Consider the following 25,244-nt stretch of genomic DNA (forward strand, 5'->3'; position numbering starts at 1 on the left):
AATAAAATCAACACTTGTGCAGGGGTTCTGCTCGGACCTTATGACGCTGTTGCGCAAAAGCGCATCAAAATTGCGTCACCGGTCACGAAAATGGTCGTGAATGGTGCGTGCCATTGCCTCCGATATGCCGTCGATCTGCATCAGGTCTTCCACCGCCGCACGGGAAACCGCTTTTGCCGTTCCGAAATGATGCAGCAAAGCGCGTTTGCGCGACGGGCCGATTCCCGCAATTTCATCGAGCGGGTTCCTGACCATCTCCTTCTTGCGTCGCGCGCGGTGCGTGCCGATGGCAAAGCGGTGCGCTTCGTCGCGCATCCGCTGGATGAAATAGAGAACAGGATCGCGCGGGGGCAGGGTGAAAGGCTGCTTGCCTTCAACGAAAAACCGCTCGCGTCCCGCTTCACGGTCCACGCCCTTGGCGATGCCGATTGCATTGACCAGATTGGCGATACCCATTTCATTGAGAATCTGACGCACAGCCCCCACTTGCCCCTGTCCACCATCAATGAGAATCACATCGGGCCAGGCCGGGAAACTGTCATTCACTTCAGGCGTTTCAAGGTTTTCCGGATCGGGCGCTTCATCCGGTGCGCCGTGCTCCTTCACCAGTCTTGAGAAGCGACGTTCGATCACTTCGCGCATCATGCCAAAATCGTCGCCCGGCGTGATATCGGTCGAGCGGATATTGAACTTGCGATACTGGTTTTTGACGAAGCCTTCCGGTCCGGCGACGATCATGCCGCCGACAGCATTCGTGCCCATAATATGGGAGTTATCGTAGACCTCGATGCGGCGCGGCGTGCGTGCAAGACCGAACGTCTCCGCCATGCCTTGCAACAGACGCGCCTGCGATGAGGTTTCGGCAAGCCTGCGGCCCAGTGCTTCACGCGCATTGGTCAGCGCGTGATCGACAAGATCCTTTTTCTCGCCGCGTTGGGGCACATTGACCTGCACCTTATGACCGGCGCGGGTGGAAAGCGCCTCGGCGATGAGCGCCTGTTCTTCCACGGCTTCGGACAAAAGCACAAGGCGCGGGCAGGGTTTGTCATCGTAGAACTGCGACAGGAAAGCGCCCAGAACTTCCGCCGGGCCAAGCGAGCTGTCGGCCTTCGGATAATAAGCGCGGTTGCCCCAGTTCTGGCCGGTGCGGAAGAAGAAGACCTGAATACAGGTCATGCCGCCTTCCTGATGGATGGCGAAAACATCGGCTTCTTCAACCGTCTGCGGATTGATGCCCTGATGCGACTGGACATGCGAAAGTGCTGCCAGACGGTCGCGATAGACCGCAGCATGTTCGAAATCGAGATCGGCGGATGCCGCCTGCATGGCGGTGGCCAGATGGTCTTTCACCGACTGGCTCTTGCCGGACAGGAATGCCTTGGCTTCGGAGACCAGCTCTCCATAATCCGCATCGCTGATTTCGTGCGTGCAGGGACCGGAGCAGCGCTTGATCTGATAGAGCAGGCAGGGGCGGGTGCGGCTTTCGAACACCGAATCTGTACAGGTGCGCAACAGGAAGGCGCGTTGCAGCGCGTTGATCGTGCGTCCCACAGCGCCCGCCGAAGCAAAGGGGCCGAAATAGTCGCCCTTGCGCGAGCGTGCACCGCGATGCTTGAAAATGCCGGGCGCACGATGGTCGCCGGTCAGCAGGATATAGGGAAACGACTTGTCGTCGCGCATCAGCACGTTGAAGCGCGGGCGCAATCTTTTGATCAGATTCGCTTCGAGCAGCAGCGCTTCGGTTTCCGTGCGCGTCACGACGAATTCCATCATCGCAGTCTCGCGGATCATCCGTACGATGCGATTCGAATGGGCTATTCCGCGTGCATAATTGGAAACGCGCTTTTTGAGGTTCCGCGCCTTGCCGACATAAAGAACGTCGCCATCGCTGTTGAACATGCGATAGACGCCGGGATTGTTCGGCAGGCGTTTGACGAAGGCGTTGATGATATCCTGACCGCTAAGACCTGCCGTATCCGGCAGCCCGTCCGACGAATCCCACTGGATCTGGTCGGCCATGGAAGGCGCAGCAACAATTTCGGAACCCACGTCGTCGCTGTCTTCATCATCATCGGCTACCGCATCGCCAATGATAATACCGGCCACGTCCTGCTCGTCGTCGGACGGCAAGTTCGCACTGGTATCGTCATGGTTTTTGCGGTTGCCGCTCATTCCGTGATTCCTGCGATGTCGGGGGTTTCCCATGCCAGATGCTGCCCGCCATCGAGCGCAATCATCTGGCCGGTAATGGAACGATTCTCCCAGAAGTAACGCACTGTACGACCAAATTCCGGCAATTCTGGCGCACGCTGCAAGGCCACCTTGCTGACTTGCCGTTCAAAATCACCCGGACGCTGCCGTTCGCTTGGCAAGGTCGGCCCCGGTGCAATCGCATTCACGCGAATGCGCGGCGCCAGTGCCTGCGCGAGCGTGCGGGTCGCATTCCAGAGAGCTGTCTTGGACAGTGTGTAAGAGAAGAAGTTCGGATTGAGCTTCCAGACGCGCTGGTCGATCACATTGACGATCAACCCATCGGTCGCTTCCGGCAAGGCCTTGGCCATGGCTTCCGAAAGAATGACCGGCGCTTTGAGATGAATCGCGAAATGCCTGTCCCACAACGCCATGTCGAGATCACCAACCCGGTCATCCTCAAACAAGGATGCATTGTTAACCAGCAGGCGGATCGGCCCAAGCTGGCACTCGGCTTTCGCAAGAAGACCGCGCACATCCTGTTCGGATGTCAGGTCAGCCTGAACGACACAGGCGTTGCCGCCGCGCGCAATGATGGCGTCGGCCAGAGCCTGCCCTTCGTCAACCGAACGATTGCAGTGGATCGCAACAGGAAAGCCATGGGCAGCGAGGTCTTCAACAATCGCCTTTCCGATGCGCCGTGCGCCGCCCGTCACAAGAACCGGACATTTTGCAAGCTGGCTGACTTCCTGATCATTCAACACGGTAAATACTTTCTTATCGAGATTCTCTCGTGAATTTCATGCCATTTTGCTCAGGAAATTGCATCCATTAATAGCGCCAAGCGGGTCGGCTGCTGACAAAACAGTAGCAATTTCAGGTGCTTCTCGCGGCGAAGGGGTGAGTTGATTGCCCCGCAACAATCCGCACCTGCTCATATAGTCACAAAAGGTTGGCGTTGCGAGAATGCAACATCGCATTTTTGCCATTTTCTCGTCGGGTTTTCTTCACAGAAGCGGGCATTTCGTGCCGCAATTACCGACGATACCTCCTCCCCATCAGCACGGCATGGGCAGTTCACTCCCAAAACGCTGCCTGCCCGATAAGGGACCGTGTCAAACGTAATTTGTGTAAGGAGAATGCTATGCGCACTCTTAAGTCTCTCGTAATCGCCTCGGCTGCGCTGCTGCCGTTCTCTGCGACTGCCTTTGCTGCTGACGCCATTCAGGAACAGCCTCCTGTTCCGGCTCCGGTCGAAATGGCTCCTCAGAACACCTGGGCTGGCGGCTACACCGGTCTGTACCTCGGCTACGGCTGGAACAAGGCCAAGACCGACGCTGTTGGCACCGTAAAGCCTGACGACTGGAAAGCTGGCGCATACGCTGGCTGGAACTTCCAGCAGGACCAGTTCGTATACGGTGTTGAAGGTGACGCCGGTTACTCCTGGGCCAAGAAGTCCAAGGACGGTCTGGAAGTCAAGCAGGGCTTCGAAGGCTCGCTGCGTGCACGTCTCGGCTACGACCTGAACCCGATCATGCCATACATCACCGGTGGTGTTGCTGGTTCGCAGGTTAAGCTCAGCGGCAATGGCGACGACGAAAGCAAGTTCCGCGTTGGTTGGACTGCTGGTGCCGGTATGGAAGCCAAGCTGACCGAAAACATCCTGGGCCGCGTTGAATATCGCTACACCCAGTTCGGTAACAAGGACTACGACCTTGGCGGCGCTTCCGTCAGCAACAAGCTCGACACCCACGACATCCGCGTCGGTCTCGGCTACAAGTTCTAATTATCTGATAATTGAACACGGAAAACCGGGCAGGCAACTGCCCGGTTTTTTGTTGTTCGAAGTTCTCTTCGCCGGAAGTTCGTCCGTTCAGCGCCCTTCCTGCTCTGCCGTATCGACCAGCCAGTTGCGGAAAGAGGCCATAGCGTCTGTTTCCGGGCGAGATTGAAGTCGCGCCAGCCAGTAGCTGCCCATCGTTACTGTCTGCCGGAAAGGCTGAACGATTGTTTCGGCATGAAGCTGCCGGGTGAACATTGACGGCGGTGCAAGTGCTACGCCCGCGCCCTGTATCGCGGCCTCCATCATCGCCAGCGAGGAGTCGAACATGATGCTTTTGGGCAGCGGCATGTCTCCGGTGACGCCGGCAGCAGCAAACCATTGCGACCATTCATCGGCCCGGTAGGATCTGAGCAGCGTTTGTCGTGTCAGATCCGATGGTGTTTTCAACTGGTTTGCTATGTCTGAAATGCACAAGGGCGAAAGCGGTGCTTCCAGCAGCCGGGTCGCATCGACACCGTGCCAGGCGCCAGACCCGAAGCGAATCGCAAAATCCAGTCCTTCAGCCGCGATGTCGACGCGATTATTGTTGGTTGAAAGCCGCAAATCGATGAACGGATGCGTGGTCTGAAAGTCGCGCAGGCGAGGGATGAGCCAGCCGACCGCCAGCGTTCCCACAACGCCGACGCGCAGCACCTCGCGATAATGTCCGCCCTCGAAACGTTCCAGTGTCCCGGCGATGCTGTCAAATGCTTCGCGCAGGGTGGGCAACAACGTTTCACCTTCATGGGTCAGCAACAATCCACGCGGCAGGCGCTCGAACAGGGTGACATTGAGGCGGTGCTCGAGGCTTTTCACCTGATGGCTGACGGCGGCCTGTGTCACACACAATTCGATTGCCGCCTTGGTGAAACTCAGATGGCGCGCAGAAGCCTCGAAGGCGCGCAGTGCATTGAGCGGAAGATGAGGCCGTACCATCGCTATACCCAAATTTTTCTAATGCCAGAGCCAAGATAACGTCGTTTGTTTCGGACGTACAGCTCGCTTATATCGAGAGTGCCGGATAGACGGGTTTTGATTTCAATTCACCCGCATCAGGGCTAACGCGCGTTATTTCACATGAGAAAACAATGATTTCCACCGCATGCCCCCAGAGCAGTGGAAAAATCGCTTCACGATGAGGATTGCGTATAAGTCATGAGAAAAATTACCGTTTCCACTTTGAGTATGGTCACCATCGCCAGCCTGTTGTCCAGCGTATCTGCACAGGCTGCGGGCGCATTGAGCGAGAAAGAAATCAGACATCTGGTCGATGAAACGATCAAGCCTGTCATGACTGAGCACAAGATCCCCGGCATGGCCGTGGCCGTGACGGCTGGCGGTGAGACCTACTTTTTCGGCTATGGTGTTGCCTCGAAAGAAAGTGGACAGAAGGTGACCGAAGACACGATCTTCGAGATCGGTTCCGTCTCCAAGACCTTTACCGCCACGCTTGGCGGATTGGGGCTTGCGGAAGGCGCGTTCAAACTGGGCGATCCCGCGACGAAATTCGCTCCTGAACTGGCAAGCAGCGGCTTTGACAAGGTCTCGATGCTCGATCTTGGCACTTATACGGCGGGCGGTTTGCCCTTGCAGTTTCCAGACAGTGTCACCGATCACCAGACGATGATCGACTATTTCAAGAACTGGAAGCCGGATTATCCGGCGGGAACACAACGGCGTTATTCGAATCCGAGTATCGGTCTGTTCGGTTATCTCGCTGCCCAAAGCATGGGCGAGCCCTTCGACAAGGTGATGGAAAACAAGCTTATTCCGGCATTCGGCCTGAAGCACACATTCATTCGTGTGCCTGAAAGCCAGATGAAGAATTACGCTTATGGCTATTCGAAAGCCAACAAGCCGATCCGCGTGTCTCCCGGTGCATTCGACGCGCAGGCCTATGGAATCAAAACCACTGCACCGGATTTGATTCGTTTTGTGCAATTGAATATGGACAGCGCATCGCTCGATCAGCCGATGCAGAAGGCCGTAGCGGCCACGCATACCGGCTATTACAAGGTCGGAGACATGACACAGAGCCTCGGCTGGGAGCGGTACACCTATCCGCTGAGCCTGAAAACGCTACTTGGTGGCAACACCTCCGACATGGCGATGAAATCGCACAAAATCGAAAGGCTCGATCCGCCCATGCAGCCGTCAGACGACATGCTGCTCAATAAGACCGGTTCGACCGGCGGCTTTGGTGCCTATGTGGCCTTCGTGCCGGCTAAGAAGATCGGCATAGTGATGCTTGCGAACCGCAACTATCCGAATGAAGAACGGATCAAGGCCGGTTACCGCATCCTGAAGGCCCTGGACGGCAACCACTAGAGCGGTTCCGTTTAAAACGGAATCGTGGAACCGCTCTATCTATTTGTTTCTACGCAGTATTCTACGCAAAACCGCTACGCACTTTTGCTGGAAATGCTCTAATCGCCAAAAACGCAAAAGCCCCGGATAGCGGCTGCCATCCGGGGCGTTCTTGTCTTCATCAAGAAGGTTTAGCCGTGAACTCAGCCTTGCGGCAGCAGGGCCGTGAGTTCCGGATGCAGTTCCTGAAAACGCTTGACCCAGCGCTTGAGCTTCGGACGTCCGCGCTCCCATTTGCCGTCAAAGCGCAGCGCGAGATAGCCAAGCGTTGCAGCAACGGCGATATGGCCCGCATGGAGTTTGCCCGCCAGACGGGGCGGGGCTTCATTGAGCAGGTCGAGCGCGCGCTCTGCCTTGCGCCATTGCAGATCCAGCCAAGGCTGATGGATTTTCTCTTCCGGGCGCATGCGGCGTTCGTAGACATGCGCGAGGAGAACGTCAGCCAGACCATCAGCAATGGCCTCATAACGCTCGGCATCGGTGCGCTTTTCCGCATTGCGCGGGAAAAGCTTGTTGCCAGAAACGCGGTTCAGATATTGCGTGATGGCGCGGCTGTCGAAAACCGCCTTGCCGTCATCCGTGACGAGGGTTGGAATCTTGCCAAGCGGATTGGCGGTGATGAGGTTCTCCGGCTCTGCCGACGTGTTCACAACCACGCTTTCAAAAGGGACGCCTGCATAATGCGCGGCCATACGCACCTTCGCGCTATAAGGCGAGGCGGGTGAATAGAGAATCTGCGTCATGTTTGATTCCTGAGAATGAAGATTATTGGGTTGCCGGCATCATGACCGAACGGCTGCGGCAGGAGTTGTTGTTGACCTCCTGGCAGGCGCGAAACTGGAGATCCTTCGTCATGCAGATGCGCACTTCCTGAAGATAGTTGCGCTGGCACGTGACGGAAATGCCATTTGCCTTCATGCCCGGATTGGCAGCGATGAAGGCGTTTTCGACGAGCATCGGGTCAACACGGCGGTTGCCGCTCACGCTGCGCAGGCTCGGTGGGATATTGACCTGATCATAGGCTTTGCGAAGCGTGCCGAAATAGTCGGTCTGCGACAGGCCGGAACAGCTTCCGTGCTTGCGCCATTCATGCCCGATCAATCCGGCAGCAGGCATGATGTCGGAAAGGCTGGAAATGATCTGGCGCGGAACATAACCGCCGCGGCTGCGGTCATTGTCGAGCTGGCAATTGGCCGGATAGCCCCATTCATTCTGCGGCCACAGACCGTGCGCCACAAAGCCAAAAGGCCGCTGCGTGTTGCACTGCTGCTTGTTGGCGCGGCGGCCCTCCGACGCGCAATAGCTCGGCGACCACGAAAGCGACAGCACATAGAAGTCGAAATCGCCGGGCACATCGCCGTTGTCGCGGTCGTCAGCGAAGGCCGCACCCGACAAGAGTGTCGTTGCCATCAGGGCAACCGAAAGCAAAGCGCTTGGGACAGCCGCCAGTCTTCGCAGCATGGGACCTCCGGTCAGGTCAGCGGAGGACGCGGCAGCTTGGCGCGTCGTAGACATACCAGCGGTCGAAGCCTTCAACGCAGAATTCCACGTTGCGGCCGACAGAGGCAAAACCCTGACCGTCTTCGATCAGATACCAGACCGAACGGTACTGGCCGTCGCTCAATACGGCGGTGGCCTTGCAATAGGTACGTTCGATCTCAGCCGGGTTTGTCTTCGGCTCAAAACGGGTCAGGCGCACATCGCTCATCGCGGAAATGCCAACTTGCGGCAGTTCGGGCACATGACGCACCTGATAGCCGAAACGCGAGACCACCGAGCGCAGCACGCTCTGCTGGTTGCAGACGGTGTTGTCGACCACAGCTGGGGCGGACTGAAGGTAATCGGCAGCGCTGGCGGGCAGGGCTGCAAAGGTGAGCGGCAGGACGGAGGCGGCGAAGAGGGCGGCCCGCGAAAAGCGTCCGAAGCGATCCAGTTTGCCCGAGGTAAGTTGCATGTCTCTATCCTGTCCCAAAATGCGAACGCGAAGCGTGCGCTTATGTCTGTGATAGCCGAAGCTTTGCTTCGCGCAGTTTCTTTCAGCAGGCCGCAACGGTCAAGTGCGATCCGTCTCGCCGCGTATCCACCGAACACTGAAATCGCTTCCCTTTTCCTCAGTCAGCAGTTTCGTAAGGGTGGGAAGCAGCGTTTGCATCTCACTTTCGAGTGTATAGGGCGGATTCACAACGATCATACCGGTGCCATCAAGGCGCGGTTCGGATGAGGGCGGGCGAATCGCCAGCTCAATCTGCATGATTTTCGGAATGCCGGTTTCATAAAGCCGTTTGGCGAAACGCTCGGTTTCCTTGCGATCTTTCACCGGATACCACAGCGCGTAAGTGCCGCCGCCGAAGCGCTTGTGCGCCTTGGCGAGCCCATCCACCATACGGTCAAATTCGCCTTCAATTTCGAAAGGCGGATCGACCAGCACGAGGCCGCGCTTTTCCTTGGGCGGGAGATGCGCCCCCATTGCCAGCCAGCCGTCGAGTTCAATGACGCGCACCTGATAATCGCCGTCGAAACGCTTTGCCAGTTTGGCCGCATCCTGCGGATGCAGTTCCAGCGTCGACAGACGGTCCTGCTTACGCAACAGATGTCGTGTCACATAGGGCGAACCGGGATAATGACGGAGCTTTCCGTTCGCATTTACCGCACGCACCGCATCGAGATAAGGTGCGAGCAGTTCCAGCGCTGCCGGTTCGATCTGGCCCTTGTCGACCGCATCGACAAGGCGGTGAATGCCGCCGGTCCATTCGCCGGTCTTGCCCGCTTCCACACCTTTCAGGTCGTAAAGCCCGATGCCCGCATGGGTATCGATGACGCGAAAGGCCTGATCCTTGCGCTTCAGATAATCGATGATACGGGCGAGGATGACGTGCTTGACGACATCCGCGAAATTTCCGGCGTGATAGGCGTGACGATAGTTCATGATCGCGCTTGTTTCACGGCTTGTGGTTTTCGGCAAGAGCGATGCGAATTTCCGATTCGCCTTGGCTGTCATAAATGTGACATACAGCGTTCACCAACCGCATCTTCACCTGAGTCGAGCTTGCAATGTCCGGTGGCGTCCTTCTGATCGTCCTCTTTGGCGCGTTTCTTCACGCGAGTTGGAACGCTATCGTCAAAAGCAGCGGCGACAAGTTTTTCGCAGCCGCCAGCGTGACCGGGGCTGCCGGTTTCATCGCTCTGTTCATCGTGCCATTTCTGCCGATGCCGAACTCGGTGAGCTGGGTCTATATCCTGATGTCCACCGTCACCCAGACTTTCTATATGTCACTGGTGGCGGCGGCCTATAAATCCGGCGATATGAGCGAGGCCTATCCGATCATGCGTGGCACACCGCCCTTGCTCGTCGCGCTGGTCAGTGCGCCGCTGGTGGGCGAAGTCATGGGCTGGAAAAGCTGGCTCGGCATTGTGTTCATCTGCTCGGGCGTGTTGGCCATGGCGCTGGAAGCAAGGCGGCGCAATCGCGGTACCTCCAGCCGCACGGCCATTCTGGCATTGACCAATGCTGGCTTTATTGCCGGTTACACGATCATCGATGGTCTTGGCGTGCGGGCGTCCGGTGCACCGCTTTCCTATACATTGTGGTTGTTTGTCATCAATGCTGTGCCGCTTGCCGGTTGGGCGCTCTATCGCGAACCGGACCGGTTCATCAGCTATATGCGCAATCGCTGGCGTCCGGCATTGATCGGCGGTGTCGGAACACTCGGTTCCTACGGGCTGGCGCTCTGGGCGATGACCATGGCCCCGATTGCGGTGGTGGCTGCCTTGCGCGAAACCGCCATTCTTTTCGGCATGATCATTTCTGCGGTCGTGCTGAAGGAAAAAGTGGGGCTACCGCGTTTTGCGGCAGCGGCGCTTATTGTGCTGGGTGCCATCACGCTTCGCCTGTCTTAGAGCCTGTTCCAAAAGTCGCCCTGTGTGGCTGCAAATGGCAATTTCCTTCATTCCGGTGCTCACGTACCCAAAAGTACGCTCCGCTCCGGTACTCGAAAATCACCATTTTCGCGCACACATGCCGCTTTTTGATTCAGGCTCTTAGCAACTCTCTGTAGAAAACATATTTCGCCGTGTGAGCGCTTGCGGTAATAAAGAAATATGAACGAGCAAGTTTCCAAATCCAATATCAAGATCGGCCATTCGGCGTGCCCGCATGACTGCCCGTCCACCTGTGCGCTCGATATCGAGCTTCTGGACGAGCGTACCATCGGTCGTGTGCGCGGCGCGAAGGACAATAGCTATACGGCTGGCGTGATCTGCGCCAAGGTCGCGCGCTATGCCGAACGCGTTCATCATCCTGACCGTCTGAAGCACCCGCTGGTGCGCTCTGGCGCTAAGGGCGCTGGCGAATGGAAACAGGCTTCCTGGGAAGCCGCACTCGATTTGATTGCCGAACGGTTTTTGAAAGCCGAAGCCGAATATGGCAGTGAAAGCGTCTGGCCCTATTATTATGCGGGCACGATGGGGCTTGTTCAGCGCGATTCCATCAATCGCCTTCGCTTTGCCAAGCGTTACTCCAATCAGTTCGACAGCTTCTGCACCAATATGGCCTGGACGGGCTATTTTGCCGGAACGGGAAGCCTGATCGGCCCGGACCCGCGCGAAATGAGCAAGGCCGATGTGGTGGTGATCTGGGGCACCAATGCCGCCGCCACGCAGGTCAATGTCATGACCCACGCCGTGCGTGCGCGCAAAGAGCGCGGTGCGAAGATCGTCGTCATCGACATCTATGCCAATGCGACCGTGCGGCAGGCTGATATGGGCATTGTACTCAAGCCCGGCACCGACGGCGCTTTCGCCTGTGCGGTGATGCATGTTCTGTTCCGCGACGGCCTTGCGGACTGGGATTATCTGGAACGCTATACCGACGACCCGAAGGGGCTGGAAGCGCATCTCGGCTCGCGCACGCCGGAATGGGCGTCGGCGATTACAGGGCTGAGCGTTGAGGAAATCGAAGCCTTCGCGCATCTGGTCGGCAAGACCAAGCGGACCTATTTCCGCCTTGGCTACGGCTTCACCCGGCAGCGCAATGGCGCAGTGAACATGCATGCCGCGGCGTCGATTGCCTGCGTCACCGGCGCTTTTCTCCATGAAGGCGGCGGCGCGTTTCACTCGAACGCCAACATCTTCAAATTCGACAAGCGCGAAATTGAAGGCCGGGCGATGCAGGACAAGACCATCCGTTTCCTCGATCAGTCGAAGATCGGGCGCATTCTCACCGGTGACCGTGAAGCGCTTTATGACGGCCCGCCCGTCATGGCGATGCTGATCCAGAACACCAATCCGATGAATGTGACGCCTGAACAACGTCTCGTCCGCAAAGGTTTTGCGCGCGAAGATCTGTTCGTCACCGTGCATGAGCAGTTCATGACCGATACGGCCAAGATGGCTGATGTCGTGCTGCCCGCCACCACATTCCTCGAACACGACGATATTTATCGCGGCGGCGGCCAGCAGCATGTCGTGCTCGGGCCAAAGCTGATCGAACCTTATGCCGAGGCGCGACCGAATATTTTCGTCATCAACGAGCTGGCCAACCGGCTGGGCGTTGGTCATCTGCCGGGCTTTTCAGTCGATGAACGCACGCTGATCGACAATATGAATGCCAATAGCGATTTGCCGCATTTCGATGAACTGAAAGAGCGACGCTTTATCGACAAGCAGCCGCCTTTTGAGGAAGCGCATTACATCAAGGGTTTCAAATGGCCCGATGGCAAATTCCGCTTCCGTCCTGATTGGACCGGAAGCCCTGCGCCGGACCGTCCGCCGGAAGTCATGGGCCTGCAAGGGCCGTTCGAGTCGATCCCGGAATTCCCGGATTACTGGGAAGTCATCGAAAAGGCAGATGCCGAGCATCCGTACAGGCTCGCGACATCACCGGCGCATAATTTCCTGAACTCGACCTTTGCCGAAACGCCAACCTCGCTTGCCAAGGAAATTCGGCCTGAATTGCTGATCCATCCGGATGATGCGGCGGAATTGGGCATTGCGGATGGCGAGCGGATCGAGATCGGCAATCATCGCGGTGAAGTGGTGTTGCATGCCGTGCTGCGCGCTGGTCAGAAGCGTGGCGTGGCGGTGTCGGAAGGCATTTTCCCCAATGCGTCATTCGAGCGCGGTGAGGGGATCAATACGCTGATCGGCGCCGAACCCGCCGCTCCCTATGGCGGTCTGGCTGTCCATGATACCAAGATCTGGATCAGAAAACTGGCATAATAAAAAGCCGCGCCGAATATCTTCGGCGCGGCTTTTTCAATAAAGCAGGCTAATGCTTAACCGGCGTAGTTCAGGCGCAGGCGGGAAACGCCGACTGCTGCATTGAGGCCGCGCTGGCCCTGAACCGAAATCGGCTGCAGCGAGATGGTCTTCCACGAACCGCCAGTCAGGATGTTCGTGCCGAAGCCGATGCCGATGGCTGCATTGGCCGAAGCGCCGACATAACGGCCCTTGAGCGCGCCTTCCGGACGAACGGTCGGAGCCCAAACGGCCCAGGCAACAGTGCCGCCATTGATGAAGCCGACGTCAACGCCGAGCTTGGTGATGGTGCCGGTGTAACGTTCCAAAGGACCACGACCGCGCACAGGGCGGAACACACAATCAACATCCTGCTGGCTGCCGATGATTACACCGATCGCCGGGGAAATGTCGCAGGTCAGGGTGCCGACTTCCGAACGCGGCTGCGTGCGACCCGAAGCGGGAGGAGCTACGAAGTCTGCCGCGATGGCGGGAGCGGTGACAGCAATGCCGGAAATGACGGCCATTGCGGACAGGAAGGAAGTCGAAAAACGGAGAGACATGATCTTGTCCTCTTCTTGAACACATATTGAAAGAGACGGGTCTGAATGGGCTCGTCTCAATAACGGGGATTGCCGAAGCAAGTTCCCTTACAATCAAGAATTAGAGCTTTTTGCGGGAAATTAAAGTTTTATTAACAAAAAACTTGGGGTGTGATGAATTTGTCGCGCATAAGCGCCGGTAAGCGCCCTCAGGCGCTCACAATCATGGCGTCGGGCCTCGCATCGGGAAGAGGCGCATCGTCGTCCTTCCGGCCGCTGGCAAACTGCCGCAGAACAAGCGGATAAATGCGGTGTTCGGCTTTCAAAACGCGTGCGGCCAGGGCGTCGGCGGTGTCGCCTTCGATGACAGGTACGGCGGCCTGGGCCAGAATGGGGCCTTCATCCATGCCTTCCGTCACCAGATGCACGGTGCAGCCCGCAAGCTTCACACCGGCGTCGATGGCGCGCTGATGCGTGTGCAAGCCGGGGAACAATGGCAGCAGGGAAGGGTGGATGTTGAGGATGCGTCCTTCATAAGGCGCGATAAAACGCCCGGACAGAAGCCGCATATAGCCAGCGAGGCAGAGAAGGTCCGGCTTCAATGCGGCCAATGCGGCGAGGATGGCATCTTCATGCTCGTCCTTCGACGCAAAATCCTTGCGTTTGAAAACCTGCGTGACAATGCCAGCGGCTTGCGCCTTGGCAAGGCCGCCTGCTTCTGCCTTGTCGGAAAAGACCGCGACGATTTCCGCCGGAAAATCGGGTGTCTGTGCAGCCCGGATCAGCGCCTCCATATTGGAGCCGCCGCCGGAGATGAAGATGACGACCCGTTTACGGCTCATAGCGCCAGCGTGCCCTTGTAGACGACGCCGTCCTTTTCGCGCGCGATCATGCGACCGAGCGTGACGACCTGTTCACCTTCGGCGACGAGGGCTGCGACCACTTCGTCAACCTTTTCAGGCGTGACGACGGCGATCATGCCGATGCCGCAATTGAAGGTGCGCAGCATTTCGACAGGCTCCACGCCGCCAGTTTTGGCAAGCCAGGAGAAGACCGGCGGTACGGCAATTGCCGTCAGATTGACTTCGGCCGCCAGACCTTCCGGCAGAACGCGCGGAATATTGTCGGGGAAACCGCCGCCGGTGATATGCGCCAGCGCCTTGATGCCATCGGAAGCGCGGATGGCTGCAAGCAGCGGCTTCACATAGATGCGGGTCGGAGTGAGAAGCGCTTCGCCCAGCGTCGAACCCGGCTGGAATGGCGCATCGGACTTCCAGCCAAGGCCGGACAGTTCAACGATGCGGCGCACCAGCGAGAAGCCATTGGAATGAACGCCGGAAGAGGCGAGGCCGAGAATGATATCGCCTTCGGCAATATCGCCGCGCGGCAACAGCCGGTCGCGCTCTGCCGCACCCACGGCGAAACCGGCCAGATCATAATCGCCATCGCGATACATGCCCGGCATTTCAGCGGTTTCGCCACCGATCAGCGCAGAGCCTGCCTGACGGCAGCCTTCGGCAATGCCTGCAACGATGTCGACGCCCTGATCGGGCGACAGCTTGCCGGTTGCGTAATAATCGAGGAAGAAGAGCGGCTCTGCCCCCTGCACGACCAGATCGTTCACGCACATGGCGACGAGGTCGATGCCCACTGTGTCGTGCTTGTCGGCATCAATGGCGATCTTCAGCTTGGTGCCCACGCCATCATTGGCGGCAACCAGAACGGGATCCTTGAAGCCAGCCGCTTTCAGATCGAAGAGGCCGCCAAAACCGCCGATTTCGCCATCCGCACCGGGGCGGCGCGTCGAACGGACGAGCGGCTTGATCTTTTCAACCATCAGGTTTCCGGCATCGATATCGACACCTGCCTGCGCATAGGTCAGGCCATTGTGGCCGGCGAGCTTGTTTTCCGAGGTCATGGCCTGCTCCTGAAACTGGGTGCTATCCACCTGCGCGCAATGACACGAGATGGCTTTGCCCGCAAGGTCATCAAGCGGGAAAAGCGCAAAACTCTGCCGGATTCTGCCCAGTTTTTCGCAGGACCGGTCATGTCTGTGTCAATATAGACGGCTGTTGCACTGGCTTTGCATTTCGCACAGCCCGGTCTACTCTTATCTAAAGAATGAGCCGTGCATCAGCGATAAGGTGACGGTAATGCAATTCTGATATTGTTTTGCCAGCAGGTCTTTGCAGAGAACGGAACCATATGGTCAAGAAACCGACGCCGACACGCCAGACGGGCACCAAGACGGATACGAACAGAACTGGCGCCGCTGTTTCGGCTGAGAGCGGCAGCAAAGTCATTCGTCAAAAGGATGCCATCGCCTCGGACGGCAATATCCATGTTAATGTCGAGGTGGGCGGTTTCACGGGCACGACGGTACGGCGTCAGGCGATGTTCTGGGTCGCGACAATGGCCGTGTTCGTGCTGTTTCTGGTGGTTTTCAGCTCGGTTCTGCTGCCCTTTGTGGCGGGCATGGCTCTGGCTTACTTCCTCGACCCGGTGGCTGACCGGCTTCAGCGCTTCGGCCTGTCCCGTATGACGGCAACCGTCGTCATCCTGCTGGTTTTCCTGATTGCACTCGTCGTTGGCCTGATGATCATCGTGCCAATTCTGGCAACACAGCTTGCCGATTTCATTTCCAAAGTGCCGGGCTATATCACCCAGTTGCAGTCGTTGCTCGCCAATGAAAATTCGCAATGGCTGAAGAAATATATCGGCATCGACAGCTCGGTCATTCAGCAAAATCTGAGCGCGCTGCTTCAGCAGGGTGCTGGTTTCATGACCACGCTGCTCCAGTCCCTGTGGAATTCGGGGAAATCGCTGATCGATATTGCAGGGCTTTTCGTGGTCACGCCGGTGGTTGCCTTCTACATGCTTCTCGACTGGGACCGCATGGTCAACCGCATCGATTCCTGGGTGCCGCGCGCGCAACTTCATACGGTGCGCCAGATCGCGCGCGAAATGAATGCAGCGGTTGCAGGCTTCATTCGCGGGCAGGGCACGCTCTGCCTCATTCTGGGTACTTATTATGCCCTCGGCCTTACCCTCACCGGACTCAATTTCGGCCTGTTGATCGGCTTTTTTGCCGGTTTGATCTCCTTCATTCCCTATATCGGTTCGTTTGTCGGTCTGGCACTCGCTATTGGTGTGGCGCTGGTGCAATTCTGGCCTGACTGGATCATGATCTGTGCCGTTGCGGCGGTGTTTTTCATCGGCCAATTCGTGGAAGGAAATATTCTCCAGCCCAAGCTGGTCGGCTCGTCGGTCGGCCTCCATCCGGTGTGGCTCATGTTCGCTCTGTTCGCGTTCGGTTCACTGTTCGGCTTCACCGGAATGCTGGTTGCGGTGCCCGCTGCGGCGGCAGTCGGGGTGCTTGTGCGTTTTGCCTTGAATCGCTATCTCAATTCACCGATGTACGATCCTGCCTTTCGTCGTCGCGACCCTGATGCGGGACCGCTGATCGAGGCAGGCGAGAATGCAGGCCCGAATGCAGGCAGGGACAAATGAGACTGAACCGCAATCTGGACGGGTGTGCGGGAGGCAGCGATGCGTGACGCCCCGCGTCAGATTCCGCTGAATCTTGAACACCAGCCCGGTTATCATCGCGAGGACCTGATCGTTACGGGCTCAAACCGTGCGGCGATCGACCTTATCGACCGCTGGCCGAACTGGGTGTCGCCGGTGACGATTCTGGCTGGGCCTACCGGCGCGGGCAAGACGCATCTCGCAGAAGTCTGGCGCGCGGGCACGGATGCGCTTCTGGTTGATCCAGCGCGCATTACGGATGAAATTGTACAGGCTGCGGCAGAGCGTGCGGTGCTGATCGACGATATTGGTGGCGCGGCCTTCGATGAAACAGGGCTGTTTCACCTGATCAACAGTGTTCGCCAACATGCGGCGCAGGGCTTCGGGCCGTCGCTTTTGATGACGTCGCGCCTGTGGCCCGCGAACTGGAACGTAAAGCTGCCTGACCTCGCATCACGGCTGAAAGCGGCAACCGTGGTTGAAATCGCCGAGCCGGACGATTTGCTGCTGTCGGGTGTTATTCACAAGTTGTTTGCAGACCGTCAGGTGAGCGTTGAGCCGCATGTCGTGACCTATCTGGTCAGCCGGATTGAACGCTCGCTTCTGTCTGCGATCCAGATCGTCGATAAGCTGGACCGGGCGGCACTGGAGCAGAAGACCCGCATCACGCGGGCGCTGGCGGCACAGGTGCTGGCCGATACTGACGCCCAAGCGGGCGGCCAAACAGGCGACAAGGCAGGCTGACGGTGAAAATAGTCGTCACGGGGGCAGGCGGATATATTGGCAGCGCGGTTGCGCGGCAGTTGCATGACGAAGGGCATCAGGTCACGCCCCTCTCTCGCAACGATCTGGCAGATGCGGATTTTTCAGGCATTGAGACCGTCGTGCATTGCGCAGCCCTTGCGCATCGCACGGGCGCGGAACGACCCGATGCCGATGCCTTCGACGCCGTCAATCATCGGCTGACCGTCGAACTCGCCGCAAAGGCGAAACTGGCGGGCGTAAAACGCTTCATCTTCGTTTCGACCATCTACACCATTGCCGGAAACCCGTCGCCGCTCACGCCCGACATGCCGCTGTCGCCAAGGGCAGATGATGACTATGGACGCGCCAAGGCAAAGGCGGAAGCGGCACTGCTGGCGATGACCGGCATCGAGATCGTCATTGCACGTCCCGTACTCGTCTACGGTCCCAGCGCGCGCGCCAATCTCCGGGCCTTGATGAAACTCTGCGATAGCGCATTTCCGCTGCCTTTCGGCATGGCGAACAATCAGCGCAGCTTCGTGTCGTTGCAAAATGCCGCCCGCGCACTTGTATTCCTGTCGCAGGCTTCTGCCGAGAAAGTCGCCGGGCGAGTGTTCCATCTGGCCGAACCCAAGCCACGTTCAACACGCGAGCTGGTATCCATCGCCCGCCGTGCCATGGGGCGTCCGACGCGGCTTCTCCCCTTGCCGCCAGTGCTGATGCGCTTGCTGCTGACGGGTCTCGGCAAAAAGGGGCTTTTTGAGCAGTTGTTCGGTGATCTAGTGGCGGATACGTCGTCGCTGATCGCAGCCGGGTTTGAATATCTCCCCGGTGACCCGCAGATTGAAGCCATGGCTTTGGGATCCCGAAAAGCCTAGTTCTTGTCCCCAACCGCTTTGGGCGGGACGATGCGGGACTGCGTCTGCACTGGCGCGCTTTTTGCCACTTCCGGCTTTTTGGTCACCGAACCGGTAATCAGCGTTGCGCTATCCGGTTTGTTACGACCGCCGACAAGCTGATCCTCATGCACCCAACCGATCATATTGGTCTTCGGAACGATAATGCGATGCCAGCGACCAGTTTTACCGTAGGAGCGCATCTCGCGCCCTTTTTCCACGGTGCCGATGGCTGCCGATTTATCCCAGGCATTCTTGTGAATGGTAAGCTGCGTTCGGGCATAGACCACCGAAGGTGAATGCGCAGGCGTGTTGACGCCGCGCGGCGGCATCATATGTGGGCCGGTAGGCGCTGACGTGACGACCTGATTGGTCGGACGCGGCGGCTTTGGCGCCTGAACGGTGACTTGAGTGGGCGCTTGCACTGCTGCCTGCTGAACGGGCTTCTGTACAACAGGCGCAACAGGTGCAGACGGACGCGGCACAGGGCCAACGGCAGCACCGTAATCCTTGTCCTTCGACGGCGCGGTCGGCTCTGGAGCTTTGGCGGTAACGGTCGGCTTGCTCTCCGTGCGGGGCGCCGTCGATGCGAATGGATTGGTCGCGGAACGCTGGAACAGGGAGACCAGCGCGTCCTGCGGGCTTTTATGCTGCGATGTGGCCCACAGGCTGAAAGCGCCGAGACCGAGGATAGCTGCCAGCGCCAGAACGGGCGCAGACGAACCAGATCCGCCCTTGGTGGTGCGGGCCCTCTTTTTCGGTGCAGCCTTTCGGGCAGGCTTCCGTGCAGCCATATGTCTGACCCCTGTTCGAATCGCGATGGCTAGACGCTAACAAGTCTTCCTTCGCATTTCGTTACCTGAGGATGATCGGGCGATGGCTGGCCCGCCAAATAGAAAACGCCGCTTTCGCGGCGTCTCTAATTCATTGTGAAGAAGCTAATCAGTGTCCGGACGTCTTGCCGTCACAGGAAGTTTCGCCGGAAACCTTATCCTGTTGTTTCTGGTTCGATTCCTGCTCTTCAACTGCGTCGCGCCACTGGGCCCATTCGCGTTCGTGACGACGATAAAGTTCATCGGAAACAGTCTGGATACTCATTTCGATCCTCCGTTCATCTGGCGAAGCAAATAACACGGAGCTGTCCAGAACGTTGCATCACAAAGCGTAAGCGCTTGAAATCTAAATCGGTTTATATGTTTATAACCTTTTCAGACCTCAATTTTCCTGAACGGAAACACCACCTTCTCCGATTTTCAACTCAATCCCGGCGGGTTTTGTCTCTTCGCGATAGACGTAAAAAGCCAGACCAGCCGCAACGACGATCAACGCGCCGATAATCAGATAAAGCCCGTTTCTGTTCACGTGTAACTCCTCATTATGATCGATAAGGTTGGAACGCTTGAGCGCGGCATCGGTTCCGATAAAGAAAGCCCACGCAAACTGATGTCTGCGTGGGCTGCTGTTGGTCTGACCGTACGATCAGTGGGTTATGGCGGGCAGGGTTTCCGCCGGAACCATATGGGTAAATGGCGGCAGATAGGCCTGTGCCATCACCAGAAGGCCAATGAGTGACGCCAGCGCAACCGAATGGAAAAACACATAGCGCAGGATTTTCGACTCATGGCCGTACCACTGGGTTGCCGTGGAGGCGACGACGATAGACTGCGCATCGATCATCTTACCCATGACGCCGCCCGACGAGTTGGACGCAGCCATCAGCACCGGCGACAGCCCAAGTTGCTCGGCGGTAATCTTCTGCAATCCGCCGAAAAGCACGTTGGATGCCGTGTCCGAACCGGTGAGCGCAACACCGAGCCAACCAAGCATTGCGCCGAAGAACGGATAGACCCAGCCGGTCTGCGCGAAAGCAAGGCCAAGCGTGGCGTCTGTGCCGGAATAGCGCGTGACATAGCCAAGCGCCAGCATGGCCGCGATGGTGATGAGCGAGAAGCGCACCACATAGGCGGTCTTGCCATATTCCCTGAGAAGCTTGAACGGATTGAAGCCGAGAACCAGTCCCGCCACGATGGCAGAGAGCAGAATGCCAGATCCGGTGGCCGATAGCAGGTTGAGCGTATAGACCGCCGCCTCTGCATGGGCTTCGGCGACGACGGGCGGCACCTTGAACACCAGATTATGCAGATAAGGCACCTGAACCTTCAGCACCCAGAGCGAGTCGAGCCATGTGCGGAACTGCGGCGTTCCCCATAGAAATACGAAGACCGACAGGATCAACCATGGCAGCCATGCGCGGAAGACGGTGCCGCTCGCATGTTGCTGGGGCGGTGTATAGGGCGCGGCGACTTCATCCGCATCGAGACTGGTGGACGTCCAGATGCGTTTCGGCTGCCATATCCGCAGAAATCCGGCGAGCGCTGCCATGGAACAGACGGCGGCAATCACATCGACCAGCCACGGACCATGGAAGTTTGAAACCAGATATTGCGGAACCGCAAAGGCGACACCGGCAACCAGCAAGGCAGGCCAGACTTCCAGCATGCCTTTACGCCCGGCAAAGGCCCATATCAGCCAGAAGGGTACGATAACCGAGAAAAATGGCAATTGCCGCCCGATCATGCCGGATAGCTGCAGGAGGTCGATGCCGGTCACGGCGGAAAGCGCAATGACCGGTGTTCCAAGTGCGCCATAGGCGACGGGGGCGGTGTTCGCAATCAGCGACAGGCCTGCCGCCGGGAGAGGTGCAAAGCCCAGCCCCATGAGCATGGCGGCTGTCACGGCCACTGGCGTGCCGAAACCCGCCGCACCTTCGAAGAATGCACCGAAGGAAAAGGCGATGAACAAAAGCTGGAGCCGACGATCCGGCGTGATCCCGGCGATTGAATCGCGCAGAATGTTGAATTGCCCGGTCTGTTCGGTGAGGCGATAGAGAAAAATGACGTTGAGAATGATCCAGCCGATGGGCAGCAGGCCATAGGCTGCGCCATAGAGGGCTGTTGCGCCTGCCTTGTCGGCGGGCATTCCAAATCCAATGACGGCGATGATGAGAGCGGTCAGAAGACCGAGTATTGCTGCAGTATGGGCTTTCATATGGAGAAAGCCGATGCCGCCCAGCAGGACGACAATTGGCAAAGCGGCGAGCAATGTTGACCAAAACATGCTGCCCAAAGGGTCATATACTTGATTCCAGGGCATGGTTCCTCCCTTCCTGGACTGAAAATGTTCCTCTCTTCAATGCAAAATGCTTCATCGGTCTGCGTGCCGATGAATAGGCAATGGACAGCCATCCTCTCCCAGGAGGTGCCTATTACCGATCGTTGACTTATGTTGACGATTGATTGGTAAACTTACTTTACCAGGACTGTCAATTCTATGGTGTCTGCTACTTTAGGCATGGAGATGCTATTCAAGCCACGAACAAGACTGTGTTTCATGTGCTGACGTAACGTCAGGACTGTGTTTTGTCGGGGCGTTACAGGCTGTTAGCAGCCGCTTTTTCGTCGTTATTCCAGCGCATAATACAAGGCCTCTTTGAGAGGAGGCTGTCATGGTCACGCGCGCATTGCCGCCGAAGGAATTCGAGGCACAGAATGTTCGTCAGGGCAGGCAGGGAACCCAGGTTCTTACCGTGTTGATTGCCAGTCTGATGGCATCCATCGTCGTGTGGATGTTTGTCGGGCTGTTTGGATAGAACCGGGCAGATAGAGCATATAGTCCTTTCGCGCTAGTCGCCGATGAAGCGGCGAGACGGGATTTGTTTCTGACGCGAATCGTGAGCGAAGCTTCAATCGGGTTGACGTTGAAGCCTTCGCACGAAAAGACATTGTCCAGATTTCAAAGAAACATCTATTGATAGAGCGGGGGAAGGCACTGCGAGTCGTCAATTTGCGTTGACTGTTGTGAACACCCTGCCGGCGGCTGGGTCGGCACATCAATAAGGGAACCAGTCAAAGTAAATTGGGAGAACTTTTATGCGTGTCTTGAAGCGTATCGTTTTGGCTGCATCAATTGCGACCATGGCAACCGCGATTGGCGGACTGGCAATGACTGCCGCAAATGCCGAAGCGCCACTGAAACTCATCATCGGCACCGAGGGCGCCTATCCTCCGTTCAATTTCATCAACCCGGATGGCACCCTGTCTGGCTTCGACGTGGACATCGCGAAAGCGCTTTGCGATGAGATGAAGGCTGAATGCACTTTCATCACGCAGGAATGGGACGGGACGATCCCCGCGTTGCAGGCCGATAAATTCGATGCCTATGTTTCGTCCATGTCGATCACGGAAGAACGCAAGAAGCAGGTCGACTTCTCCAACAAATATTACAACACGCCTCCAGGCATTGCCGTTCCAAAGGATAGCGACATCAAGGGCGTGACCAAGGCGGACCTGGCAGGCAAGACGGTCGGCGTTCAGGTTTCCACCACGCATGCCAATTATGCCGAGCATGCCTTTGCCGACAGCACGATCAAGGCTTACCCGACGGCGGAAGAATATCGCCTCGATCTTGCCAATGGTCGTCTGGATGCCGCCAATGACGACAGCGTCACGCTGGCCGAATGGTTGAAGACGCCGGATGGCGCATGCTGCAAGATGGTGGGCACTTATCCGCCGGACCCGGAAATTCATGGTGTGGGCGTGGGCGTTGCCTTGAAGAAGGGGCGGCCGGAACTGGTTGAAAAGTTCAACGCTGCCATCAAGGCTATCCGTGCGAACGGAAAATACAAGGAAATCAACGACAAATATTTCGACTTCGACGCCTACGGCTCCGAAGACTGATTTTATCCACGAATCTGCACCGGCTTTGCGAGTCGCAAGCCGGTGCGTTCAAAGGGAGGTTTGCACCCGCGAACCTCCCTTTGACATTTATGGCTGTGGAGTAGTTGCGCGCACTGATCGCGGCGTTACGGGGACTTTTCGGGGTGTCCGGTCCAGTAATGTGTCAACCCGTCGTTTTTTTTATGAAAGTTTGAAAATAGCTCTTGCCTTAGGAAAGCGAATTCTCTAGGGAACTCAACGTCCGAAAGGGCCACGGAGCGTAGCGCAGTCTGGTAGCGCACCTGATTTGGGATCAGGGGGTCGCAGGTTCGAATCCTGCCGCTCCGACCATTTTTTCCCCACCATGATTGACCTGAAAAACCAAGCTATCCTGTGCTTGGCTTGAACCGCGCGTCTTTATCGCGTTGACATGGATTGGTGGGTCTACTATTGCCTTGTTGAAATTCAGAGCCCTTACGGGGGCGACAAGAGCATAGTCCAAGGTTCTTCAAATGGTTGCACGCATTTTCCGTCCAGCTAAGACTGCCATGCAGTCCGGTCAGGCCAAGACAGATCAATGGATCCTCGAATACGAGCCGGAAACCCCGCGCAAGGTCGAGCCATTGATGGGCTACACGTCGTCAGGCGATATGAGAAGCCAGATCCGTCTCGCTTTCGATAGTCAGGAAGACGCTATTGCCTATGCAAAGCGCTACGGCATTGCCTATCGCGTTTCCGAGCCGAATGAACCGAAGCGCCGCAAAGTGTCCTATTCGGACAATTTCCGCTTCGACCGCACGATGCCCTGGACGCATTGACAGTTTCCCCGGCCTGGCAGTTCACGCTAAGGCCGGGATATGACGCCCGGGCTTCTACCAAGCCCGGAGCGCTGCAAATGTCTTCGACTTTTAAAAGACGAGGTCCCGTAGCTCAGCTGGATAGAGCACCGGCCTTCTAAGCCGTAGGTCGCAGGTTCGAATCCTGCCGGGATCGCCATTCTTTCTTTTCCCCCTTGTAACCAACTGAAAAAGCTCAACCTTTTTTAAGGTGTGGGGCTTTGGTTTCTAGGTGAGGGGATGGCATGTTCTTCTTTAGTTTCTTCGCGCCGGATTGAGCCAGCTTTTTGGCATTGGCCTGCTTGATGTAATGAGCAGCCATGGCGTCGGTTGTCCAACCGAAAAGCGCCTTCAGTTCTGCATTGCTTCCTCCGCTCTCTGCAACAATCTGTGCCAGCAATTTACGCAGCCCGTGCGCCCGACCGGTTACGTTCGCTTCGTCGCAAACTTCAGCAAACCAGTTCCCGAATGATGCTTCACTCTTGAATGGTCGGCCCTGTATCGGTGTGGTCAGAAACGCCAATTGGCTTATGGTGCAAGCGTCGATAGATTTCTGTAAGCTCGGATGGACGGGGATGAAAAGAGGCTCATCGTTTTTCTGGGCCCTAAACTCGATCACAGCATTACGGATGTGTTGCGGGCCAAGGCGATAAACGTCTGATCGACGCAGGCCTGTAAACAGAAGTAGGTCCATGGCAAGACGCGCCAAGGAGCCGAGCTTATGCTTTTCATAGAATTTCGCCACATCATCGTAATTCCAAGGGGTGTGGCCAATAACTTTTGCCTTCGGTCGCCTTACGTCCTTGACGGGATTGGTACGGGCATAGCCAGCATCTACAGCCCATTCAAAAAGATACCCCATCACTTTCATGAAATTTATTGCGGCAAACGGGGTGTCGGCGCGCCTGTCGCGCCCGGCAGCGATGGTATTGCGGGTTACCTGAGAAACCAGCATTTTGCCGCCCGTTTCACAAACTGCCTTCAGGATATTGGACCGCATGCGCTGAGTGCTTGGCGCTAGTGCCTTAAACGCTGCCGAAGCCTCGTACTTGGTCACAAGCCATTGAAGCGTGAATTTCGATGGTGCGCTAGCCGTTCCGACCTCTTGCCCTGCAATCAGCCCGCGCCACTGAGAAACGAACTCTGGCGAGCCGTACTCGCCAATCATTCGAGTGCGAGGCCCTTCGCCAATACGGAAGTACCAGACAACGCGCCCGTGGGTGTCTCCGCGAGCTTTTGCGAGCAGGCGCTCATGGCGACGGCACATTTCGCATTCGGGATCAAAACACGCCGCAACTTGTTCCGCCAATCCACATTTCAATCCGGCGCATCAGCCTTCACGGTCGAACCCGATCAAGGTTGACGCCTTG

General features: G+C 57.3%; 25 protein-coding genes and 2 tRNA genes. 12 read left to right on the top strand and 15 right to left on the bottom strand.

The features are described 5' to 3' along the window. Nucleotides 1-75: 75 nt before the first annotated feature. Together uvrC and FGI60_RS14530 are read right to left on the bottom strand one after the other, a co-directional pair. Nucleotides 76-2,172, bottom strand: a complete 2,097-nt coding sequence (gene uvrC / locus FGI60_RS14525) for an excinuclease ABC subunit UvrC (protein ID WP_138785819.1) — start codon at nucleotides 2,170-2,172, stop codon at nucleotides 76-78. Further along, nucleotides 2,169-2,954, bottom strand: a complete 786-nt coding sequence (locus FGI60_RS14530) for an SDR family oxidoreductase (RefSeq protein WP_138785820.1) — start codon at nucleotides 2,952-2,954, stop codon at nucleotides 2,169-2,171. The genes uvrC and FGI60_RS14530 overlap by 4 nt, the downstream gene beginning before the upstream one ends. 380 nt (nucleotides 2,955-3,334) lie before the next feature. Between FGI60_RS14530 and omp25 the strand changes: the two genes are divergently transcribed. Next, nucleotides 3,335-3,976, top strand: coding sequence for an outer membrane protein Omp25 (omp25, locus tag FGI60_RS14535; RefSeq protein WP_138785821.1), 642 nt, complete (start codon nucleotides 3,335-3,337; stop codon nucleotides 3,974-3,976). An 87-nt stretch (nucleotides 3,977-4,063) separates the two neighbouring features. Here the strand turns inward: omp25 and FGI60_RS14540 are convergent, their stop codons facing one another. After that, on the bottom strand, nucleotides 4,064-4,948 hold the full coding sequence (locus FGI60_RS14540; RefSeq protein WP_138785822.1) for a LysR substrate-binding domain-containing protein: 885 nt from the start codon (nucleotides 4,946-4,948) through the stop codon (nucleotides 4,064-4,066). A 219-nt stretch (nucleotides 4,949-5,167) separates the two neighbouring features. Between FGI60_RS14540 and ampC the strand changes: the two genes are divergently transcribed. After that, nucleotides 5,168-6,340, top strand: a complete 1,173-nt coding sequence (ampC, locus tag FGI60_RS14545; protein ID WP_138785823.1) for a class C beta-lactamase — start codon at nucleotides 5,168-5,170, stop codon at nucleotides 6,338-6,340. A gap of 182 nt (nucleotides 6,341-6,522) precedes the next feature. On the opposite strand, the gene FGI60_RS14550 is transcribed toward ampC, so the two are convergent. The 4 genes from FGI60_RS14550 to FGI60_RS14565 form a co-directional block, all read right to left on the bottom strand. After that, nucleotides 6,523-7,122, bottom strand: a complete 600-nt coding sequence (locus tag FGI60_RS14550; RefSeq protein WP_138785824.1) for a glutathione S-transferase — start codon at nucleotides 7,120-7,122, stop codon at nucleotides 6,523-6,525. 22 nt (nucleotides 7,123-7,144) lie between these two features. Beyond that, nucleotides 7,145-7,840, bottom strand: a complete 696-nt coding sequence (locus FGI60_RS14555) for a ribonuclease T2 family protein (protein WP_138785825.1) — start codon at nucleotides 7,838-7,840, stop codon at nucleotides 7,145-7,147. Between the two features lie 16 nt (nucleotides 7,841-7,856). Then, entirely contained in the window at nucleotides 7,857-8,333 is a 477-nt protein-coding gene (locus FGI60_RS14560) for a phage portal protein (protein WP_138785826.1), read from the bottom strand. Nucleotides 8,334-8,432: 99 nt separating this feature from the next. Continuing rightward, nucleotides 8,433-9,305 carry a 23S rRNA (adenine(2030)-N(6))-methyltransferase RlmJ gene (locus FGI60_RS14565; RefSeq protein ID WP_138785827.1) on the bottom strand — a complete coding sequence of 291 codons (873 nt, stop codon included), beginning with the start codon at nucleotides 9,303-9,305 and terminating at the stop codon, nucleotides 8,433-8,435. 125 nt (nucleotides 9,306-9,430) lie between these two features. On the opposite strand from FGI60_RS14565, the gene FGI60_RS14570 reads away from it, so the two are divergent. Together FGI60_RS14570 and FGI60_RS14575 are read left to right on the top strand one after the other, a co-directional pair. Further along, complete coding sequence (locus tag FGI60_RS14570; protein ID WP_078340754.1) at nucleotides 9,431-10,276, top strand: DMT family transporter; 846 nt, start codon at nucleotides 9,431-9,433, stop codon at nucleotides 10,274-10,276. A 201-nt stretch (nucleotides 10,277-10,477) separates the two neighbouring features. Beyond that, nucleotides 10,478-12,595 carry a molybdopterin oxidoreductase family protein gene (locus FGI60_RS14575; protein ID WP_138785828.1) on the top strand — a complete coding sequence of 706 codons (2,118 nt, stop codon included), beginning with the start codon at nucleotides 10,478-10,480 and terminating at the stop codon, nucleotides 12,593-12,595. A 56-nt stretch (nucleotides 12,596-12,651) separates the two neighbouring features. On the opposite strand, the gene FGI60_RS14580 is transcribed toward FGI60_RS14575, so the two are convergent. From FGI60_RS14580 to purM, 3 genes are all read right to left on the bottom strand, one after another. Further along, the gene (locus tag FGI60_RS14580) at nucleotides 12,652-13,176 is read right to left on the bottom strand and encodes a DUF992 domain-containing protein (RefSeq protein ID WP_138785829.1); all 525 of its coding nucleotides are present in this window, start codon (nucleotides 13,174-13,176) and stop codon (nucleotides 12,652-12,654) included. 188 nt (nucleotides 13,177-13,364) lie between these two features. Next, on the bottom strand, nucleotides 13,365-13,997 hold the full coding sequence (purN, locus tag FGI60_RS14585) for a phosphoribosylglycinamide formyltransferase (protein ID WP_138785830.1): 633 nt from the start codon (nucleotides 13,995-13,997) through the stop codon (nucleotides 13,365-13,367). Beyond that, a complete protein-coding gene (gene purM, locus FGI60_RS14590) occupies nucleotides 13,994-15,073 on the bottom strand; it encodes a phosphoribosylformylglycinamidine cyclo-ligase (protein ID WP_078340758.1) in 1,080 nt (359 codons plus the stop codon). The genes purN and purM overlap by 4 nt, the downstream gene beginning before the upstream one ends. A gap of 287 nt (nucleotides 15,074-15,360) precedes the next feature. Between purM and FGI60_RS14595 the strand changes: the two genes are divergently transcribed. Genes FGI60_RS14595 through FGI60_RS14605 form a run of 3 tightly spaced genes read left to right on the top strand, consistent with a single transcriptional unit; the run spans nucleotide 15,361 to nucleotide 18,305 of the window. Further along, nucleotides 15,361-16,665, top strand: a complete 1,305-nt coding sequence (locus tag FGI60_RS14595; protein ID WP_138785831.1) for an AI-2E family transporter — start codon at nucleotides 15,361-15,363, stop codon at nucleotides 16,663-16,665. 39 nt (nucleotides 16,666-16,704) lie between these two features. Next, entirely contained in the window at nucleotides 16,705-17,427 is a 723-nt protein-coding gene (gene hdaA / locus FGI60_RS14600; protein ID WP_138785832.1) for a DnaA regulatory inactivator HdaA, read from the top strand. A gap of 2 nt (nucleotides 17,428-17,429) precedes the next feature. Beyond that, on the top strand, nucleotides 17,430-18,305 hold the full coding sequence (locus tag FGI60_RS14605) for an NAD-dependent epimerase/dehydratase family protein (RefSeq protein WP_138785833.1): 876 nt from the start codon (nucleotides 17,430-17,432) through the stop codon (nucleotides 18,303-18,305). On the opposite strand, the gene FGI60_RS14610 is transcribed toward FGI60_RS14605, so the two are convergent. The 4 genes from FGI60_RS14610 to FGI60_RS14620 form a co-directional block, all read right to left on the bottom strand. Further along, a complete protein-coding gene (locus tag FGI60_RS14610; protein ID WP_138785834.1) occupies nucleotides 18,302-19,117 on the bottom strand; it encodes a hypothetical protein in 816 nt (271 codons plus the stop codon). The genes FGI60_RS14605 and FGI60_RS14610 overlap by 4 nt on opposite strands. 148 nt (nucleotides 19,118-19,265) lie before the next feature. Next, on the bottom strand, nucleotides 19,266-19,421 hold the full coding sequence (locus FGI60_RS26285; RefSeq protein ID WP_167836021.1) for a hypothetical protein: 156 nt from the start codon (nucleotides 19,419-19,421) through the stop codon (nucleotides 19,266-19,268). Between the two features lie 117 nt (nucleotides 19,422-19,538). Continuing rightward, nucleotides 19,539-19,685, bottom strand: coding sequence for a hypothetical protein (locus tag FGI60_RS14615; RefSeq protein WP_113533966.1), 147 nt, complete (start codon nucleotides 19,683-19,685; stop codon nucleotides 19,539-19,541). A gap of 117 nt (nucleotides 19,686-19,802) precedes the next feature. Continuing rightward, nucleotides 19,803-21,476, bottom strand: coding sequence for an L-lactate permease (locus tag FGI60_RS14620; protein ID WP_138785835.1), 1,674 nt, complete (start codon nucleotides 21,474-21,476; stop codon nucleotides 19,803-19,805). A 352-nt stretch (nucleotides 21,477-21,828) separates the two neighbouring features. Here FGI60_RS14620 and FGI60_RS26290 point away from each other — a divergent pair, with 352 nt between their 5' ends. The 5 genes from FGI60_RS26290 (at nucleotide 21,829) to FGI60_RS14640 (ending at nucleotide 24,034) form a co-directional block, all read left to right on the top strand. Beyond that, nucleotides 21,829-21,972 (top strand): hypothetical protein, encoded by a 144-nt coding sequence (locus FGI60_RS26290; protein WP_162762641.1) that lies wholly within the window; start codon nucleotides 21,829-21,831, stop codon nucleotides 21,970-21,972. Between the two features lie 280 nt (nucleotides 21,973-22,252). Then, the gene (locus FGI60_RS14625; protein ID WP_138785836.1) at nucleotides 22,253-23,059 is read left to right on the top strand and encodes an ABC transporter substrate-binding protein; all 807 of its coding nucleotides are present in this window, start codon (nucleotides 22,253-22,255) and stop codon (nucleotides 23,057-23,059) included. 253 nt (nucleotides 23,060-23,312) lie between these two features. Next, nucleotides 23,313-23,389, top strand: a tRNA-Pro gene (locus FGI60_RS14630). A gap of 161 nt (nucleotides 23,390-23,550) precedes the next feature. Next, nucleotides 23,551-23,856, top strand: a complete 306-nt coding sequence (locus FGI60_RS14635) for an ETC complex I subunit (protein ID WP_138785837.1) — start codon at nucleotides 23,551-23,553, stop codon at nucleotides 23,854-23,856. Between the two features lie 101 nt (nucleotides 23,857-23,957). After that, a tRNA-Arg gene (locus FGI60_RS14640) sits at nucleotides 23,958-24,034 on the top strand. Between the two features lie 36 nt (nucleotides 24,035-24,070). Here the strand turns inward: FGI60_RS14640 and FGI60_RS14645 are convergent. Beyond that, nucleotides 24,071-25,183: a tyrosine-type recombinase/integrase gene (locus FGI60_RS14645; protein WP_235889821.1), complete on the bottom strand. Its 1,113-nt coding sequence runs from the start codon at nucleotides 25,181-25,183 to the stop codon at nucleotides 24,071-24,073. Nucleotides 25,184-25,244 lie beyond the last annotated feature (61 nt).

The organism is Brucella haematophila (genome assembly GCF_005938105.1).
GTDB classification, from domain to species: Bacteria; Pseudomonadota; Alphaproteobacteria; order Rhizobiales; family Rhizobiaceae; genus Brucella; species Brucella haematophila.

Excerpts from the sequence above, each read along its gene's own strand:
- uvrC (WP_138785819.1), bottom strand. The coding sequence starts at position 2,172 with ATGAGCGGCAACCGCAAAAACCATGACGATACCAGTGCGAACTTGCCG.
- omp25 (WP_138785821.1), top strand. The coding sequence starts at position 3,335 with ATGCGCACTCTTAAGTCTCTCGTAATCGCCTCGGCTGCGCTGCTGCCG.
- FGI60_RS14540 (WP_138785822.1), bottom strand. The coding sequence starts at position 4,948 with ATGGTACGGCCTCATCTTCCGCTCAATGCACTGCGCGCCTTCGAGGCT.
- ampC (WP_138785823.1), top strand. The coding sequence starts at position 5,168 with ATGAGAAAAATTACCGTTTCCACTTTGAGTATGGTCACCATCGCCAGC.
- FGI60_RS14550 (WP_138785824.1), bottom strand. The coding sequence starts at position 7,122 with ATGACGCAGATTCTCTATTCACCCGCCTCGCCTTATAGCGCGAAGGTG.
- FGI60_RS14555 (WP_138785825.1), bottom strand. The coding sequence starts at position 7,840 with ATGCTGCGAAGACTGGCGGCTGTCCCAAGCGCTTTGCTTTCGGTTGCC.
- FGI60_RS14560 (WP_138785826.1), bottom strand. The coding sequence starts at position 8,333 with ATGCAACTTACCTCGGGCAAACTGGATCGCTTCGGACGCTTTTCGCGG.
- FGI60_RS14565 (WP_138785827.1), bottom strand. The coding sequence starts at position 9,305 with ATGAACTATCGTCACGCCTATCACGCCGGAAATTTCGCGGATGTCGTC.
- FGI60_RS14570 (WP_078340754.1), top strand. The coding sequence starts at position 9,431 with ATGTCCGGTGGCGTCCTTCTGATCGTCCTCTTTGGCGCGTTTCTTCAC.
- FGI60_RS14575 (WP_138785828.1), top strand. The coding sequence starts at position 10,478 with ATGAACGAGCAAGTTTCCAAATCCAATATCAAGATCGGCCATTCGGCG.
- FGI60_RS14580 (WP_138785829.1), bottom strand. The coding sequence starts at position 13,176 with ATGTCTCTCCGTTTTTCGACTTCCTTCCTGTCCGCAATGGCCGTCATT.
- purN (WP_138785830.1), bottom strand. The coding sequence starts at position 13,997 with ATGAGCCGTAAACGGGTCGTCATCTTCATCTCCGGCGGCGGCTCCAAT.
- purM (WP_078340758.1), bottom strand. The coding sequence starts at position 15,073 with ATGACCTCGGAAAACAAGCTCGCCGGCCACAATGGCCTGACCTATGCG.
- FGI60_RS14595 (WP_138785831.1), top strand. The coding sequence starts at position 15,361 with ATGGTCAAGAAACCGACGCCGACACGCCAGACGGGCACCAAGACGGAT.
- hdaA (WP_138785832.1), top strand. The coding sequence starts at position 16,705 with ATGCGTGACGCCCCGCGTCAGATTCCGCTGAATCTTGAACACCAGCCC.
- FGI60_RS14610 (WP_138785834.1), bottom strand. The coding sequence starts at position 19,117 with ATGGCTGCACGGAAGCCTGCCCGAAAGGCTGCACCGAAAAAGAGGGCC.
- FGI60_RS26285 (WP_167836021.1), bottom strand. The coding sequence starts at position 19,421 with ATGAGTATCCAGACTGTTTCCGATGAACTTTATCGTCGTCACGAACGC.
- FGI60_RS14620 (WP_138785835.1), bottom strand. The coding sequence starts at position 21,476 with ATGCCCTGGAATCAAGTATATGACCCTTTGGGCAGCATGTTTTGGTCA.
- FGI60_RS26290 (WP_162762641.1), top strand. The coding sequence starts at position 21,829 with ATGGTCACGCGCGCATTGCCGCCGAAGGAATTCGAGGCACAGAATGTT.
- FGI60_RS14625 (WP_138785836.1), top strand. The coding sequence starts at position 22,253 with ATGCGTGTCTTGAAGCGTATCGTTTTGGCTGCATCAATTGCGACCATG.
- FGI60_RS14635 (WP_138785837.1), top strand. The coding sequence starts at position 23,551 with ATGGTTGCACGCATTTTCCGTCCAGCTAAGACTGCCATGCAGTCCGGT.